Genomic DNA, 16,681 nt, shown 5'->3' with positions numbered 1-16,681 from the left:
GATTTGGTGACTTAAAGCAGTGAAATTATGGTAGAGGATACACACCCTGAACAAAGTAACGGAGCCAGCAACGAACGGGCGGTTGCCTGGGCTCGTCAGATGGTGGCCCGCAAACGCGCTACTCAAAAGAGTATGGAGGAAGAGTTTAAAACAAATTATAAACTACAGGCTGCTTTAGCTAAACTTCGTGAATAAACGTCAAGTGACTTTTCAAAGATTGTCATATTACAAGTCTCTCAGGCGAGATATATTTGGTTTCCCACAGACTGTCTGATATTTAGTTTGAGTGCGTTTTTGTCATTCCGACGAAGGAGGAATCTCAAATTATACTCACTTGAGAGTAGGGAAATATTTAGATTCCTCCTTCGTCGGAATGACAAAAAGCTCCTGTTTTCGGCTTTATTTTAAATTTTAGACAGTTTTAATAACCCTAATAAAGTCAGAATCTTTGAAGCCTTCGACCGCCTGACATCGGGTCAGGATGGGGAGAAACCCTAAGGCATCCATTTATGGCTGAACGACCCAAACGTACCATTATTAGAACCGTCAGAGAGTACGGGAGTCGGCTGTCGCGGTTTATCCGTGGGCAGGTGCGTTCGGATGAAGATGCCGAAGATATTTTGCAGGACGTTTGGTATCAGCTTAGCCGGGTCGTTGATCTGGATGCTATCGAAAGCATTAGCGGCTGGCTCTATCAGGTGGCCCGCAACCGGATAACCGACGGATACCGAAAAAAGAAGGAAGACCCGCTGTCGGATCTGATGATCGAAGACGATGAAGGGGAGGTTAGTTTTCGGGAGATTCTGCTGGCCGATGCCCGAACGCCTGAAGATCAGTTTTTTAAGGATATTTTCTGGGAAGAACTCATGCGGGCACTGGACGAACTACCCGAAAACCAGCGAACTGTATTTGTTCAGAACGAACTGGAAGACCGTACCTTGCAGGAAATAGCCGATGAAACCGGCGAAAATCTGAAAACCATTATTTCGCGAAAACGTTACGCCGTTCAGCACTTACGGAAGCGACTACAAACCCTTTACGACGAACTTAACAACCTCTAAGACGATGAGACCCCGCTACGGACGAAGACGGTTTGGCTTTTTTCCTCTATTCTTTCTGGTTGCCCTGCTGGGTATCACCTACATTGTCTACTGGCTTTGGAACCAGGTCCTGGTAGCCGTTGCGCCAGTGAAGGCCGTTACGTTCTGGCAGGCATTGGGGCTATTGGTTTTGTTTCGGATTCTATTTGGCGGCTTTCGCTTCAATCCGTCGGGTGGAGGGCCACCTTATGGGCCACGGCATCAATGGCGGGAAAAATGGCGTCAGATGTCCGATGACGAGCGTGCTGAGTTCAAAAGTGAATGGCGACGGCGCTGGGGCGGCTGGAAACGTACCAATGAGTAACAGCCATTAGGATTTTTGACCTGTTTAGCTCGAAGTGTATCGCCATGCTAAAGGCCTTGCCAGATAATCTGGTGAGGCTTTTTTTATGCGTTGGGTGCCTGTTTCTGATCGAAAACAAAAAGTTAAAAAATTTTTCAAAATCGGTAAAGTAATTAGCCCTCTTGTCCGTCATCCACTGTAGAACAACACGTTAAACACAACATACAATGAATAACAATCTGTTAAGGTCCATTTTAGCCGGAGTGCTTTTGGGCGCTGCTTTATTTATTATGCCATTTTTCCTGCTTCGGGTCATCCTGTTTTTCGTCATTATCGGTACACTATTCCGGCTTTTCGGTGGGGGGCGTTTCCGACGAGGAGGCTGGGGTCGACGGGGCTTTGGGTATATGCCTGCTTTTGCCGATCGAATCCGGCAAATGAGCGATGAAGAGTACAATCAATTCAAACAGCGCTTCGAACACGGGCATTGTGGTGGCTATACCGACTGGAAAACCACTGAGACAACAGCAAACGAAGGAACAACCAAGATCTAAACGACGAGACTAATGAGACAACGATTAAATCCCTGGGCAGTGGTACTTACTGCTGCCCTTACTTTCGGGAGCCTGATGGCTTTCGTAGGCCCCCGGTCGGCAGGATATCACTATTGGGGACACCGTGGTTATTATGGCCACTCGTATGGGTATCACCACGGTGGCTGTGATGGGGCGTATCAAGACAAACACCACAGGGCAACCGAAAAGGCCGATACCGACACGAGTTTACGGCAATAATCGGCCGTTGGAATGGATTGACTAGTGAACGATTGGTAATGAAAAGGTAATCCAGCTTGGGTTACCTTTTTCTGTTTTTAGCCGTTATTCGCACCCTGTTCTTGCAAGAATAATCGGCAGAGTTAAAGTAGCTCTGCTGTCACGTTCACTTTTCAATTAGATTATTGCTTAACGATGTCCATGAACTCTATTGGTAAAGCTACTTTTCTGATCGTTACCATGACCCTATTAGGGCCACTATTTGGAATGGCGCAATCCAAACTTTCACTGTCCAACTACACCTATACACCGTCGCAATTGACCGTCGGTACTATACAAACAGCAGAGCCTGTCAAACGTATCACCTTGAAAGGCCCTAACGCAAAGCTCTTTTCGCTGGATAAAACCAATCAACTCGCTATAAAACCCGAAGCCGCTTCGGCCGATAGACCCTGGTATGATGTGGTGGTTGAAGGGACAGGAGCAAAAGGCGTTGTACGCGATACGTTCCGATTGGTGAAAGATACGTTTATTCGGAACCAGGTGATTGCCCACCGGGGTGCCTGGAAGCAGGCAGGTACAACCGAAAATTCAATCAAATCGCTCCAGAACGCCATTAACTTAGGGTGTATGGGTAGTGAATTCGATGTCCATATGTCGTCGGATTCGGTCTTGTTTGTGAATCACGACCATGTCGTGCAGGGGATTGATATCGAAAAAACACCGGCTGCCGAACTCGAAAAGGTCAGACTGAGCAACGGCGAATCGCTGCCGAAACTTTGGGCTTACCTAACCGAAGGGATGAAGCAGACGAAAACCAAGCTGGTTCTGGAAATCAAAACATCACGACTTGGTAAGGAGCGGTCGCTGGCATTGACCGAGCACGTGGTGCAACTAGTTCATCAGATGAAGGCTCAGGCCTGGGTCGATTACATTGCCTTCGATTACGATGTCTGCAAAAAAGTGAAAGCGCTAAACCCCAACGCGAAGGTGTCGTATCTGAACGGCGATAAAACACCGGAGCAGCTAGCGGCCGATCGTCTGGATGGCTTTGACTATCATCAGAGTGTAATTAAGAAAAACGAAGCCTGGATTCAGGACGCCCGCCAACGCAAACTGACCACCAATGTCTGGACGGTAAATGATAAGACTGATTTAAGCTGGTTACTGAACCAGCAGGTCGATTACATTACCACCAATGAGCCGGAATTGCTTCTGTCGATGATACAGAAGTAGTTGGGGTAGCGAATAGTTTGTCATTCCGACGAAGGAGGAATCTCAAGTTTGACTAACGAGAAAGTTGAGATTCCTCCTTCGACTACGCATCCCGGTCGGAAAGACAAACAGTAGAAAGTTTACCGCACCTTCGGCTCTATCCATAAAGCGGTAAAGCAAATCAGTAACAGAATCAGCCAGGTTGAGTTGGGTAACGAAGCCGTTTGGGTTTGTTCGATGGTACTGTGCGCCAACTGCGCCTGTTCGTGCGCCAGCATGAATTGCCGAACTACCTGCCGGTCGCGCAACTGATCACGCGTTTGAGTGCTGGTTGGCCCATTCACATAGAGGGCAAGTGAATCTTGTACCGATTGCCAGCCCGCCTGATTAAACGATGACTGACCGGTAGCCGAGCGTTCGTTCAGGGGCGAATCCACCAATCGGAGTGTGTCCTGACCAACTCGTAACGTCGAAAGGCGATTCGTTGGATTATTGACCGAAATAGCTTGCCGGATGTGGCTATAAATTGGCGCATCGACCTGAACGGTATTCTGGTTCGTAGCTGACAAACGGGCCAGAATCGCCGTCCAGATGCGGCTGTAGGCTACACTATCACCACTTAACGAAAGCGGATAGGTTTCCGATAATAGACTGACACCAACACGGCCAATCGTCCGCTGAACAGCTACCGGATACCCGGAAACCGCAAACTGCGTTGGTTGATCGGCAAAACGATAGGGGAGGGCAGTCAACCCATTGCCAACCGGAACCTGTGGTTCATTGGAGAACTTACGCACCTGCCAGCGACCGCCCAACGCCTGATTGATCGCCCGACTGTCGGTTTCGGGATTCGTCAGGTTGATAAACAGAACAGCTTTTCCATCGGCAACGGCTTTGCGAAGGGTTGGGTTGGCGGCATTGGTCGGTTCGGTAATGATCAGATCGGGTGTTGTTTTGACCGTTGATTTCCCCGACTGGTTAATGGTTAAATTGCTGCCAATGTTTTTAGACAAGGTAGCCGAAACCGAAACTGTATGCCCATGCTTACCCAGCCAATCGGCCAGAGTTTTGCTTTCAAAATCAGGGCTATTCAGCAGAAACTGGACCTTAAGCGGTTCGGTAGGCCGGGTATAAAAGCGAAGCGTATCGAGTGTTGTTGTACTTCGTGCCGTGCCGCCCAGCACCAGCTCAATCTGGCTGTGGCCGTTTCCGAATGCCGGAAACTGGAAGGTAAATGGGTTTGGCCCTTCATGCAGCAACAGACTATCGAGTGTTTTACTGCCGAACCGGAGCCGCAGCCACTGCTCTTTGGAAGAGGCCAGCAACCCCGTTACGCGCTGGATTTCGCCCTGCCGCACCATGCCTTTCCAATGAATGGCCTGAAGTTCGTCGGGAGCATTGTACGGAACCCACCGAAGGTTGGTACCGCTTAGCTGAGTGAGTAGTTCGACTGGGAACTGTTGGCCTACCAGCGTTACCGAATCATATTTTGGTTTGAAATTTCGACTCGTAAAACTCTTCGGAATGTGCAGGCTGTCGGTTATCTGTCGGGCAAAGGCCGCAGGAACTTCATCGCCCATGAGTAGCGCATGAGTACTAGCCCGGTCGATAGACCATTGAATGTTGAGGAAATAACCAACCAGTAACAGCCAAAGCGCTCCGTTCAGACTACCCCGAATCCATTTTCGGACCGTGGACAATGATGTATTACGGACAATAAGCCAGACTTGAACCAACAGCAATACCAATAGGGCCAGAACAATAAGCCAGCAAATCGGTGAAGTCCAGTTTACGGTTGTATGCATTTAACTAGTGGTAAAGCGGGTGGAAACCCGCTATTGGGTTTTCTAGCGGGTTTCCACCCGCTTTACTTCAAATGTTGCCAGAAAGCTTGCTGCAATTTTCGATCACTGACGTAAGCGGAGCCAGTTCGTTCGGATGCGCCCGAAAAGGCATAAAGCCTGGTTTTTAGACTGGTTTTTTCGGGATCTGACAAGGGTTTTCCAGTCGCTAATTTTTGTAAGGTGGCCAGCACCGACCAGTTCGATAAGCCGCTATTGACAACCTGTTCGGCCAGAGCATTTCCGAGTTGCTGGGTCGTTTGTTTCTGTTGGCTATTTAGTTGGACAAGGTCCAGGTACCCCAGCACATCCGCTACCAACGCTTCAATTCGCTGCTGACTGTAGCGACGGTCCTGCCGGAGGGCATCGGTAACGTTCTTGAACTCGCCCGTCAGACGGGTTTCTTTTTCTTTGGTTTGTGGTGGGTCGAAGCCGGTTTTCTTTACGTATGAGCGGGCCTTTTGCTGCGACAGCTTCAGGTATTTCAGAGCTTCCTGCTCGTAAGGCAGGGCCTTTTCGGGTTCGTAGAGTCGCAAATGCAACTCCGACTGCCACATATTTTCCAGGGCCATCTTTAGCAGCGAGCGGGTCGACTGCTCATGGAATGTATTGGTTTCGGCATCGTCGTGGTTATGCACATATTGTTCCATCAGGGCAGCCAGTGGGTCTTTATCATCGCTGGTACCTCCGCCATGATTGTGGTCGTGTCCATGTTCATCGTCATCATCGTGATGGGCCTGAGCAGGGCCGGAATGGTCGCCTTCGCCTTCATCGTGCTTATGCATATAGGCTTCCACAGCAGCCATCCCCGATACCGGAGCCGCATCGGGCGGAGGGCCACCGCCACCAATTGATTTCTCAAACTCTTCGCCCAAAAACTGGCCGTAGCGCAATCGAAGGGCTTTTTGGTCAAAACCGATTTCGTTCGATTGGCTCTTAAAAGGCTTGTCGGCCATTTTTTTTCGACCGGCAATCAGTTTTTCGGTATCGATAATAATTTGCCGTTGGCTGCGGAAATACTCGGGCATTATGTTGACGGCCATGGTCGCCAGTTCACTCTCTTCAGCTTTAGTGGTGTCTTTGTAAACCACAAAATAGGTGTCTGATTTGGTGAAGTTTGGTTCAGGCTGGCGATTGTCGAAAGCGGCCCAGTAGTAATAGAGTTCGTCGCCGGGGGCAAAGTTCAGGGCTTTCAGGTCGATGGTTTTGGTAAGCCGGGAGTCTTTAAAATTGGTTGGGCTTAACGGCATTTTAACTTCCCGAAACTTCACATTTTCGCCCGATCCCCGCGCCACGGTTGCCACAATAAAGGTCTGCGTAACGCTGAAATCATCTGAAATCCGCGCCCCGATGTTCAGCATTTTTGGGTCTTTCAGGTAATGATACCGATACAATTCTTTCGAGTCAGGTTCAATTTTAGGAGCCAGGTCTGGACGGGCTTCCAATCGGTAAAAGTCTGATTGATAAATGAGCGAATCGCGGTTGTTTTCAGTATGCCAGTAGGCTTTTATGGCATATAGACCGGAATTAATCAGCCGATCCTGATACACAAACTCATCGCCCGATAGCTTGAACGGTACTTCTTGTCCTTTGCTACCGACCAATTTTACAGCCAAATGGTCGGAACCACTGAATTGAACCCGCCAGGTCAGCGTTGCCCCGACTATCGACGAGGCATTTAGGTTCGAGGAATTGGTTTCGGGCAAGCGCGTGTAAGCGGGTGGTTGTATACGCAAACGGGCTGACTCAAATGTGGGAGCAGTGGGTTTCTGTTCCGGCAAAATGTTCGAAAGGAAACTCTTCTTTTTCGGATTGGCCGGTGATGAGGCCGTTTGCAAACGCGGATAGCCTATATAGACACCCAGAGCCAGTAGCAGAAATACACCATACAAGCCAGCTTTCGATAGCACAACAACGGGCATTTGTACCTGCTGCACCTGTTGATTGAGCCGGTCAAGCTGGAGCTGTTCGGCCAGATTTAACTGGGGTTTGGTTAGCAAAGGCAGACTGTATTCAGCATCGCCCACCGTCTGGTGAATCAGCCGTATAGCCTGTGGCTTTTTGTCCTGATAGAGTTTGTTGACAAAAGCACAGGCTCCAAATCCAGACAAACCCGCCAGTAACGACCAAATGAGAGAACCTGTAAAAGTAATCGACACCAAATAAACCGCAACGGCTACCAGCAAGCATCGTAGCAGCACATTGGCATAAAGCTGATAAGTTACTGACGATATAAGACGTTTGAGCTCGTTCATGCATTTTTGGTTAAAGCCAGCCAACGTTCGACTCCTATAATAACGAGTACCAGCAGAAAAAGGGCATTTTGGAGCCCGGCCTGTTGTTCGGTCTGGGGTTTCGTTGTAGGAATAAACAAGGCAGTCAAATCCTGATGACTCAATGGTTGCGTAGTCGATGCCAGCCCGTAGTGCCGAACCAGTAGCTCGCCCAACCACTCCGGCAATTGCCCATTTTCAACCCGCCCCGACGTCTGAGGAGTCAGCACGTCATCCGTTGTAATGACGTTATCAAGGGCCGGACGTTGCACCGTTCCCGACATTGTATATAACGTTTTGGGCGATGGGTTTAAGGGTACCTGGTCGGTCAATACCCAGTCATACGTTTGTCCCGATACACTTTTTTCGTCTACTCGTAAATCCAGTCCATATACGTCGGTCAAAGCCGCCAGCGACGCTTTTACGGTTTGCTGTTCACGGACATTTTTGTAAGCCAGTAGGGTTCGGATTGGCCCCGAATGCACAGGTTCAGGCTGGTATTTCAGAGCGGGGTCGAGTGTTGGACTACTGACCAGCCGGCCTGCCCGATTCACAAACAATTTACGGTCGTTTTTAACTGTCAGGTATGGGCGAGGCTGACGGGTCGAATCAACAACGCTATGGAGTTTGAACCGAGCGGGTACGGTTATGGCTGGTACATCAGTTAGAGCTTGATTGCTGCCGATATACAAATGGAGTTCGGTATTGGGTTTAGTTGCCTGATTGATGGCCGTCTGCAAGTCCAATGGCCCAAATGACTCCGATGATTGAGGCAATTTCAAATCGGTCTCGACTGATTCCAGTGTAGGGTTGGCCCAGATCACCCGTTCTCCTTTTCTTAGTGCTTCGGCCAGTTCAAAACGAAAGTTATCGGTTATTGCTGGACTTGGTTGTACCAGATGGGTTTTGGTAATGGTTGGCTTTTGGGATGCCCAGTTTACAATGGGTTGGGCCAGCAGAACCGCCAGCAGAATAACCAGTATACAGCGCACGATCAGTAGCAACAGATTGTCAAGCCGAAGACCGCGACTCTGCTGTTGCTGCTTTTCGAGTAGCCATTGGGTAGCCGCCCAGGGCAATAATTTCCCCTGCTTCTGATGCCAGAAGTGAATGGCGATCGGCACAGCAACCGCCAACGTTCCCCACAAAATAACAGGTTCTATAAATGTCATAATCAATGTTGTAGAGACCGGTCTGCCGTTGCGGCAATCCGTTGCGTCTCCTATGCGTCAGCCATAAACCATCCGGTCAGGAGACGCCATTAGGATAATAAAAACTGTTTCAAAACCAGCGCAATCGGGTCGCTCAGTCGCACTCGGATCAGCCGGACATGCGGAATGCGTAGGCTTTCTTCCAGACTGCTTAGGTAAGCCGAAGACCGCTGCCGGACAATATCCTGAATCGCATCGGCCTGTAATTCAATTTCCCGACCCGTTTCCAGGTCCTGAAATCGGTAAAACCCACTCATCGAAAAATCCATTTCCTGATCGCCCAGCAACTGGAAAATGATGATTTCCCGACGTGGTCCCGCTACTTTCTGGATTAGGTTCACCCATTCGTCGTTGACCTGTAAAAAGTCGGATACCAGAATGAGCATCTCGCTTTGCTTCCGGCTGAATTCTGGAAACGAACTCGCCTGTGTGGCCCACGGTCCGGATGCCTTCGCAGCTTCGAGCGTAGCCACAATTTTCAGAAAAGCTTGTTTCCCCGCCGGAACCAGTGTTTGAATAGCCCCATCGTGCAGGCTGTACAGGCTTATCTGATCGCTTTGGCGGTTGGCCAGGTAAGCCAGTGATGCCAGCAGAATTTTCGCGTATTGTAGGCGACTAACACCCGCTTCGGCATAATTCATCGACCCCGACAAATCGATCACAAACCGAATCTGCTGGTTACTCTCCGTAGCCGACTCGCGTACCAGATACTGATTCGATTTGGCGAACAGTTTCCAGTCGATGCGCTTCGGATCATCGCCGGGGGTATAGTGCCTGAACTGCTCGAACTCCGTCCCAATCCCCGACCGCTGACTCGCCTGAATACCCAACAACGATTCATCACTGACCAGTTTTCCAGCCAGTTGCAGATTATTGAGTTTAATCAGATCGGTAGTAAGCATGATGGTGCGGTTTACGCCAGCCTGAGTTCACTCAACAACTGTTTAATAACCTTATCGGTGGTAATACCTTCGGCTTCGGCCCGGAAGTTGAGGGCGATACGGTGGCGAAGGATTGGGTAGGCCAGCGTCTGAATATCATCGGGGATCACCGAGAATCGCTCATTCAACACCGCACGCGCTTTGGCGCACAGCACCAATGCCTGACCAGCCCGTGGACCCGCTCCCCATTGGCACCATTGTTTGACAAACGACGAAGGCGAACCATCGGGGCGGGTGGCCCGGACGAGTTTATTGATGTAGTCGATCAACTCATCGCTGATATGTACCTGACGCGTCAGCTTCTGCAACTCAATGATTTCCTGGTCCGACAGTACCGTTTGTAGTTCGGGGCGGGCCGTACCCGTTGTGCTTTTCAGAACGTTCAGCTCTTCGTGCTCGGCGGGGTAGCTAAGCTTGATGTAGAGCAGAAAACGGTCGAGCTGCGCTTCAGGAAGGGGATAGGTTCCGGCCTGCTCAATGGGGTTTTGGGTCGCAATGATCAGGAATGGCTTCGGCAGTGGGTAGTCTTTTCCGCCATAGGTAACCTTATATTCCTGCATGGCTTCGAGCATGGCGGCCTGCGTTTTGGGGGGCGTCCGGTTGATCTCATCGGCCAAGACAACGTTGGCAAAAATAGGCCCCTGATTGAACACAAACACCTTGTGGCCCGTTTCGTGGTCGTCTTCCAGAATTTCGGTACCGACAATATCGCCCGGCATGAGGTCGGGCGTAAACTGGATGCGTTTGAACCGCATAGCCAGCGCGTCCGACATGGTTTTCACCATCAGGGTTTTGGCTAGTCCCGGTACCCCTTCGAGCAGGCAATGGCCACCTGCCAGTAAGGCAATCAATACCTCGCTGATGGCTTCCTGCTGACCGATAATTACCTTGCCAATTTCGTTGCGTAGCTGGGGTAATTTGGCCACCAGCTTTTTGTAGTGAGTTAAGTCTGTTGATTCCAATGTATTATCTATCAGGCTGTTTTAAAGAAAATGGATAATGAATAATGAAAAATGGATGGTGTGTTTTGCTGGTAATCAAACCATTAAAACTATTCATTTTACATTGTACATTATTCATTCCTTATATCATACATATACCATGGCGTAGGTGATAATATTGACGCCAAACTTAGTATTGTCTTCGGCCAGAAAGCGTTTATTACGGAAGTCGTAATCCCACTCGCAGCCATAATCTTTGTTGCTGTACAACACTCCAATGCGCCCGTTTATGGTAATGGCTTTCAGGTAATCATGCACCAGGTCGTCACCCCAGCCGTTCAGCTCGAACGACGTGGTTGGCGGACCATCGTCAAACTTAAAGAAACAGGTGTAAATGGGGTGTGTATTCGGAATTTTCTGCAAGGCTTTCGGGCCGAAGGTTCGGGCCATTTCCTGCTCGAATGATTTGGCAAACAGGCCATCGACATCATGGTTACAATCGTCGACGAAGACGAAGCCGCCATTTTGCACATACCGTTTGAAATGATCGCGCTCCTGAGCCGAAAACTCCACTAGTTTATGACCGCTGAGGTAACAGAACGGACTTTTAAACAAGTCGGGACTGCTCAGTTGCACCACCCGCTCCTTCTGATCGACCGGCAGGGTTGTATACTCGACCAATGAATGCATCAAATTAGACGGCATTCGCTGGTCAGTATCCCAGTCACCAGAGGTATACTGAATGCGGGTGAAAAAGAATGGTTTCAAACTTGTTTGTTGAGAAGTAGTATCAACCTCAATTCCAGTGGAATTTACAGAATAATACTATTGGGTGTTAATATTATATTCATCTTAGAATCGGTCAGTCAACTCAGAGCAACTGGCTGGATTCCTCAATTTCAATCCTAAAAATACATTTTCTGCGGCTAAATCGCTAGATGTCCAAAGAGGATTTTGCAAAAATCAGTAGAGGATTTACAAATGAGATGAAGAAGGGGTTAGGTAGAGGTTCTTGCAAAAGTCCTATAACGGTTTTTCCATGACAAAATCTTCCATCAGAAATCCGTCGCCAATGTCGATGTCTTCCTGTCCGACGATGGCGAAACCGACCCGTTCGTAGAATTGAATGGCTTTGTTGTTCCGATTGACATTTAGCCCTAATCGGTCGTTGTTGTTTGCCTTGGCTACTTCGGCCACTGTATCGATCAGCAAACGGCCCACGCCCTTACCCTGGCTAGCCGGGAGGAGGTAAATTTTGTGAATCTTGGTTAGCGATTGGCCTTTATAATTGAACTCATACGAACAGTATCCCAGGTATTCCTGGCTAGTATCGTCTTTAGCCAACAAGAAGACATGCTGCTTGTCGTTGGTCTGGCTTTTGAGTGAATCCAGACTGTACATCATATCGAGCATGTAGCTAATCTGGTCAGGTGATAGAATTTCGCCAAATGTATTAGGCCAGGTTCGATTGGCGATGTCCTGAATGATCGGTAAGTCTTGTTCGGTGGCTTGGGTAATAGTAATCATAAAAGATATAGCAGCTTTAACCAACTAGGCATAGGAATTCGTAGACACGGATTGAACGCAATTATTGTATGGCTTACGGAGTGATGAAGTTACGAAAGAAGTAGTGAAACGTCCGATATGGCTAAGGGGCGACACCGGGCTTGGTCCAGGCCATGAGCAGGCTGTCTTCGTAAGTACCATCCTGATTTCGGGTTTTGTTTTTCATACGCCCTTCCAGCACAAAGCCCAGGCTTTGATATAAGCCAATCGATTTCTGGTTCGAGGCTCTGGATTCGAGTTCTACCCGGCTTACCTCTGGAAATACCTTCTGAACATCATTAAGGAACGCCTGAAACAGTTTTTTGCCGACGCCTTTACCCTGATAAGCTGGATGTACGGCAATGGTTAAACCTGTCAGGATGTGGTCAAAAATACGCAGGCCGTATTTGGATGCGTGAATTTCGGCAACAACCGCGTCCGATTCGTTGATGGCAACCAGCATAAGACCATACTGGGCGGTTGTTTGAAAAAGGTTTTCGATATAGATCTTCGTAATTTCCGACTCAGTGCGGGCGATGCCCTGACTAATCCGGGCGACTTCCCGGTGAAGGGCAAGGATAGCGTCTTTGTCAAAGGGTGTTGCGTTTCGGATATGAACCATATAACTAAAAATTGGTCGACTAGCCTCCACTACAAATTAGATCATATCCGACAGGCTGATGAATGCTTGTTAGATTATTTGTTAAATGGATTTATGATGACAACCTGTTGATCTAATCCCACAAAGTCATCGACATTTTGAGTGATTAGGTGGCAATCGTTTTCGCGGGCAGTTGCTAAAATGATGGCATCAGGAAGCTTAATTTTACGAAGCTTTCGATACGTAATAACTCGGTCGGCTATGGCTTGATTGATAGAGAGGAGTTCTAATGAACTGAATAGCTTACGAGTAAATGACTCCTCGATTGCATCGGCAAATGGATAGCCAATAGCTTATCAACGAAACACATAATGTATCACCTGATTGGGCAAAATCGCTAACTGCCAGAGTCCCTTTTGATACATAAATAGCAATATTACTATCTAACAAGAGCTTATTCCCATTCATCGCGAAGTTGCTTTTGCCACGTCGATGGGTCTTCAATTTGTTTGAAGAAATCAGGAGATGCCTGATCCTTAAGAAGTTGATGGATGGTATCGAAGTTTGATGCCTGATCGGCAGGCGTTAACTCTCGAATAATGACTTCAACGTCCTTTCTAAAAGATCATCTACGTTTGGCAATTGAATGGTAGCACTTTCAAGGTGGATGTGATATGTGTGCGAAACCATGGTTAATAAGGTTTGTGACCCTGTAAAAATAACCTAAAAACAACAGAACCGCTATAATGCGGTTCTGTTGTTAAAATCCAGGGTGCTGGCATTACACCGCGTCTGATAAACTCGTAAACGTAAACTCCCGAATTTTCATGGGCGGAATCAGGTAGTTTTGGTCGGTTTCGGTACTGACAACGCGCTCCGGCTTGCCCAGCGATTCCAGGTTGTTGAGCATAATGATCGGACTTTCGTTGAAGCGGAAGTTTTTGACCGGGTGTTTGATCTTACCATTTTCAATGTAGAATGTCCCGTCACGGGTGAGGCCGGTAAGCAGGATAGTCTGTGGATCGACGGTGCGAATGTACCAGAGCTTCGTGACCAGAATACCACGCTGGGTGCTCTTGATCATCTCGTCCATCGACGCGTTTCCACCCATCATAATCAGGTTTCCGGGGAAGGGAATTGCTTTTTTACCTGTTTTCTGTGCCCAGAAGCGCGAGTATGACAGGTTTTTGACCACCCCTTTCTCGATCCACATGGTTTTTTCCTGAGGTCGCCCATCGCCCGACCAGGGCGATGCCGGTAGTTCAGGATGGGTGGGATCGGAGTAAATCGTAACGCGTTCATCGACAATCTTATCGCCCAACCGTGATTTACCACCTGCTTTGCTGAAGTACGACCGTCCTTCATCGGCCGACCGGGCATCCAGATTGAAGTAGATGTTTTCCAGTAGAACGGCAGCGGCTGTCGGCTCCAGAATAACGGTGTATTTGCCGGGTTCGATGGCGCGTGCTTCGGCCGAACCCTGCCCTTTTTGAATCGCTATTTTGGTGGCGGCTTCGGTATCCAGTTTATTGAAGTCGCTATACCCACGCGCCACGTAGCCAGAGCCTTTGCCATCTTCGGTCCGAACGGTCAGCGAAAAGTTGACGTTGGTGCTGGGGTAGTAGGCAAACAGCCCTTTCGAGTTCATCATGGCCGTGTAGCCATATTGGTCCTGTAAAAAGCCAGCCGCTACCAGTTTCTGATCGCGAGCCAACTTCAAGCTTTTGGCCACGGCATCGGCTCGGGTATCGGGGGTGATTTTGGCGGTAGAGTCGAAAAAACCGGCTGATTTGATATATTGTTGCGGCCCCAGAACGCCCACATATTCAGGGTTTTCGGGTGCCAGTCGGGCCAACTCTTCGGAGCGCCGAACTACTTTTTCGATGGATGCATCATCGAACTCATCGATGGTAGCTACGCCCACTTTTTTGCCAAAAGCAGACTGAACCACCAGATTTTTATTAATGAGCGAGCCGCTCGTCGATACTTCATTGCGGGCATAGCGCAGGTTACCCCGCTCTTCGCCCAGCAGATTGACCTCGCACTCGTCGGCTTTTGAATAGCTCAATACTTTTTGCAGCAGAGCCTTCGCTTCGGATTCTGTAAGTATGATTGCCATGTTTTTAGGTAGGAGCGAGGAGTTAGGAGCGAGGAGTGAGGAGCGAGAATGGCTGACGCATATTCTTTTGGCTTGCGCCAGCATTCTCGCTCCTCGCTCCTCACTCCTAACTCCTGTTTTTTATATTTTCCGGGCTGTATTGATCACATTAACACCATTGAAACGGGCGGTCGAACTACCGTGCGAAACGGCACTCGATTGGGGTGGCTGGCCTTTGCCGTCGAAAAATGAACCGCCTAAGCGGTAATCTTTTTCATCGCAAACGGCTACGCAGGAGTTCCAGAATTCCTGCGTGTTCGACTGATAGGCAACGTCTTTGAGCATACCCGCAATTTGACCGTCTTTGATTTCGTAATAGAGCTGGCCCCCAAACTGGAAGTTATAGCGCTGTTGATCAATTGAAAACGAGCCATCACCGATGATGTAAATCCCTTTCTTCACATCCTTGATCATCTCCTGAACCGACAGGGGTGTTTTGCCAGCCGCCAGCGACACGTTGGCCATCCGCTGAAACTGCACCGAACTCCAACTGTCGGCGTAGCAGCAACCCTGCGATTCCTTCTCGCCAATAATATGCACCTGATCCCGTATGGCCTGGTAATTGACTAGTGTACCATCCTTGACTAGATCCCATTTTTTGGTCTGAACGCCTTCGTCGTCATAGCCAACAGCGCCCAGCGAGCCAACCTGCGTTTTATCGGCAAAGAAATTGACCTGTTTGCTGCCGTAGTTGAAGTTTTTCGACTGCCATTTATCGAGCGTGGCGAAACTGGTTCCGGCAAAGTTAGCTTCGTAGCCCAGCACACGGTCGAGTTCGAGGGGGTGGCCGACAGATTCGTGAATGGTTAGCCACAGGTGTGAGGGGTCGAGTACCAGATCGTACTTACCCGCTTCGACCGATTTGGCGGTATGTTTGGCCTTCGCCTGCTGAGCAGCCGCAATGACATCTTCCAGCATGTCGTAGCCTTTGTTGTAACGGGTGGTGATGCCCGTAACTTTATCGGCTGGGTTGGTTTGCAGGTATTCGTAGCCCATACCGACGGGAGCGCTTAAGGCGTTACGGGTTTCAAATTTACCCGATTTGGCATCAATGGACGTAACGTTGAAAATGGGCCAGATCCGGTGAATGTCCTGATCGGCGTAGGTGCCATCGGTGGAGGCAAAATACTTTTGCTCGTTCACCATAAACAGCACCGAGTTGATGAAGTTGGCGCCATTTTTCATCGCTGCGCTGTTGACGCCCATCAACAGGTCCACTTTTTCTTTGATGGGGACTTCAAACGCATTTTTCGTAATGGGCGCTTTCCAGCTTACCTCACCGTAGCCTTTTTGCGGAGCTAACTGAACCGGCTGCTTCATCAGCTTTGCGTTGGCCTTGGCAATGGCAACGGCTTTTTCGGCCGCTTTGGCGGTATCGGCCTCACTTTTGGCATCGACTACAGCGGCAAAACCCCAGCAACCGTCGGCAATAACCCGAACCCCAACCCCGTACGATTCGGTGTTGACGATGTTCTGAACTTTGTCTTCGCGGGTAACCACAAATTGATTCAGGTAGCGACCTATCCTAACGTCGGTGTACGAAGCCCCTTTGCTCTTGGCAGCATTCATGGCTGCATCGGCCAGGCGTTTTTTGGTGGATACGTCCAGACCGGGTTCCAGTAACATTTCGGGGCTGACCGGTCGGGAAAAGGCAGGAAGCGAGGGCAGCAGGATACCAGCGGCTCCGATGCCCAGCAGTTGGTTGAAATCTCGACGATTCAAGGTTTGGTTCTCCTATTTTATTGAATGAATGAAGTGTAGTTAACACTAGGGCAAGTTACGGATTGAACATTAAAATC

17 protein-coding genes are annotated in these 16,681 nt (G+C 49.1%); 6 read left to right on the top strand and 11 right to left on the bottom strand.

Going from position 1 to position 16,681, the window contains the following annotated elements:
* The first annotated feature begins 27 nt into the window (after nt 1–27).
* From ACYVFD_RS16280 to ACYVFD_RS16255, 6 genes are all read left to right on the top strand, one after another.
* Nucleotides 28–195, top strand: coding sequence for a hypothetical protein (locus ACYVFD_RS16280; RefSeq protein ID WP_461091294.1), 168 nt, complete (start codon nt 28–30; stop codon nt 193–195).
* A 314-nt stretch (nt 196–509) separates the two neighbouring features.
* Nucleotides 510–1,061, top strand: a complete 552-nt coding sequence (locus tag ACYVFD_RS16275) for an RNA polymerase sigma factor (RefSeq protein WP_461091293.1) — start codon at nt 510–512, stop codon at nt 1,059–1,061.
* 4 nt (nt 1,062–1,065) lie between these two features.
* Complete coding sequence (locus tag ACYVFD_RS16270; protein ID WP_461091292.1) at nt 1,066–1,404, top strand: hypothetical protein; 339 nt, start codon at nt 1,066–1,068, stop codon at nt 1,402–1,404.
* Nucleotides 1,405–1,610: 206 nt separating this feature from the next.
* Nucleotides 1,611–1,937, top strand: a complete 327-nt coding sequence (locus ACYVFD_RS16265; RefSeq protein ID WP_461091291.1) for a hypothetical protein — start codon at nt 1,611–1,613, stop codon at nt 1,935–1,937.
* Nucleotides 1,938–1,949: 12 nt separating this feature from the next.
* Nucleotides 1,950–2,177, top strand: a complete 228-nt coding sequence (locus ACYVFD_RS16260) for a hypothetical protein (RefSeq protein WP_461091290.1) — start codon at nt 1,950–1,952, stop codon at nt 2,175–2,177.
* A gap of 180 nt (nt 2,178–2,357) precedes the next feature.
* Entirely contained in the window at nt 2,358–3,392 is a 1,035-nt protein-coding gene (locus ACYVFD_RS16255; RefSeq protein ID WP_461091289.1) for a glycerophosphodiester phosphodiesterase, read from the top strand.
* A gap of 119 nt (nt 3,393–3,511) precedes the next feature.
* Here ACYVFD_RS16255 and ACYVFD_RS16250 read toward each other — a convergent pair whose 3' ends face one another.
* From ACYVFD_RS16250 to ACYVFD_RS16200, 11 genes are all read right to left on the bottom strand, one after another.
* Nucleotides 3,512–5,176 carry a hypothetical protein gene (locus ACYVFD_RS16250; protein WP_461091288.1) on the bottom strand — a complete coding sequence of 555 codons (1,665 nt, stop codon included), beginning with the start codon at nt 5,174–5,176 and terminating at the stop codon, nt 3,512–3,514.
* Between the two features lie 62 nt (nt 5,177–5,238).
* Complete coding sequence (locus ACYVFD_RS16245) at nt 5,239–7,467, bottom strand: hypothetical protein (RefSeq protein WP_461091287.1); 2,229 nt, start codon at nt 7,465–7,467, stop codon at nt 5,239–5,241.
* Nucleotides 7,464–8,657, bottom strand: a complete 1,194-nt coding sequence (locus tag ACYVFD_RS16240) for a BatA domain-containing protein (RefSeq protein ID WP_461091286.1) — start codon at nt 8,655–8,657, stop codon at nt 7,464–7,466. The genes ACYVFD_RS16245 and ACYVFD_RS16240 overlap by 4 nt, the downstream gene beginning before the upstream one ends.
* Before the next feature lie 89 nt (nt 8,658–8,746).
* Nucleotides 8,747–9,598 (bottom strand): DUF58 domain-containing protein, encoded by an 852-nt coding sequence (locus ACYVFD_RS16235; protein ID WP_461091285.1) that lies wholly within the window; start codon nt 9,596–9,598, stop codon nt 8,747–8,749.
* Nucleotides 9,599–9,609: 11 nt separating this feature from the next.
* Nucleotides 9,610–10,599 (bottom strand): AAA family ATPase, encoded by a 990-nt coding sequence (locus ACYVFD_RS16230; RefSeq protein WP_461091284.1) that lies wholly within the window; start codon nt 10,597–10,599, stop codon nt 9,610–9,612.
* 126 nt (nt 10,600–10,725) lie between these two features.
* Entirely contained in the window at nt 10,726–11,346 is a 621-nt protein-coding gene (locus ACYVFD_RS16225) for a DUF4159 domain-containing protein (protein WP_461091283.1), read from the bottom strand.
* 255 nt (nt 11,347–11,601) lie between these two features.
* Entirely contained in the window at nt 11,602–12,105 is a 504-nt protein-coding gene (locus ACYVFD_RS16220) for a GNAT family N-acetyltransferase (protein WP_461091282.1), read from the bottom strand.
* Nucleotides 12,106–12,226: 121 nt separating this feature from the next.
* Complete coding sequence (locus tag ACYVFD_RS16215) at nt 12,227–12,745, bottom strand: GNAT family N-acetyltransferase (protein ID WP_461091280.1); 519 nt, start codon at nt 12,743–12,745, stop codon at nt 12,227–12,229.
* 74 nt (nt 12,746–12,819) lie between these two features.
* Nucleotides 12,820–13,050 carry a PIN domain-containing protein gene (locus ACYVFD_RS16210; protein WP_461091348.1) on the bottom strand — a complete coding sequence of 77 codons (231 nt, stop codon included), beginning with the start codon at nt 13,048–13,050 and terminating at the stop codon, nt 12,820–12,822.
* A 455-nt stretch (nt 13,051–13,505) separates the two neighbouring features.
* The gene (locus ACYVFD_RS16205; RefSeq protein ID WP_461091279.1) at nt 13,506–14,843 is read right to left on the bottom strand and encodes a TldD/PmbA family protein; all 1,338 of its coding nucleotides are present in this window, start codon (nt 14,841–14,843) and stop codon (nt 13,506–13,508) included.
* A 120-nt stretch (nt 14,844–14,963) separates the two neighbouring features.
* Nucleotides 14,964–16,604 carry a TldD/PmbA family protein gene (locus ACYVFD_RS16200; protein WP_461091278.1) on the bottom strand — a complete coding sequence of 547 codons (1,641 nt, stop codon included), beginning with the start codon at nt 16,602–16,604 and terminating at the stop codon, nt 14,964–14,966.
* Between the last annotated feature and the right edge of the window lie 77 nt (nt 16,605–16,681).

This window comes from Spirosoma gilvum, from assembly GCF_054776815.1.
The sequence above is the reverse complement of the archived record's forward strand: the minus strand, read 5'-3'. Positions and strand labels throughout refer to the sequence as shown.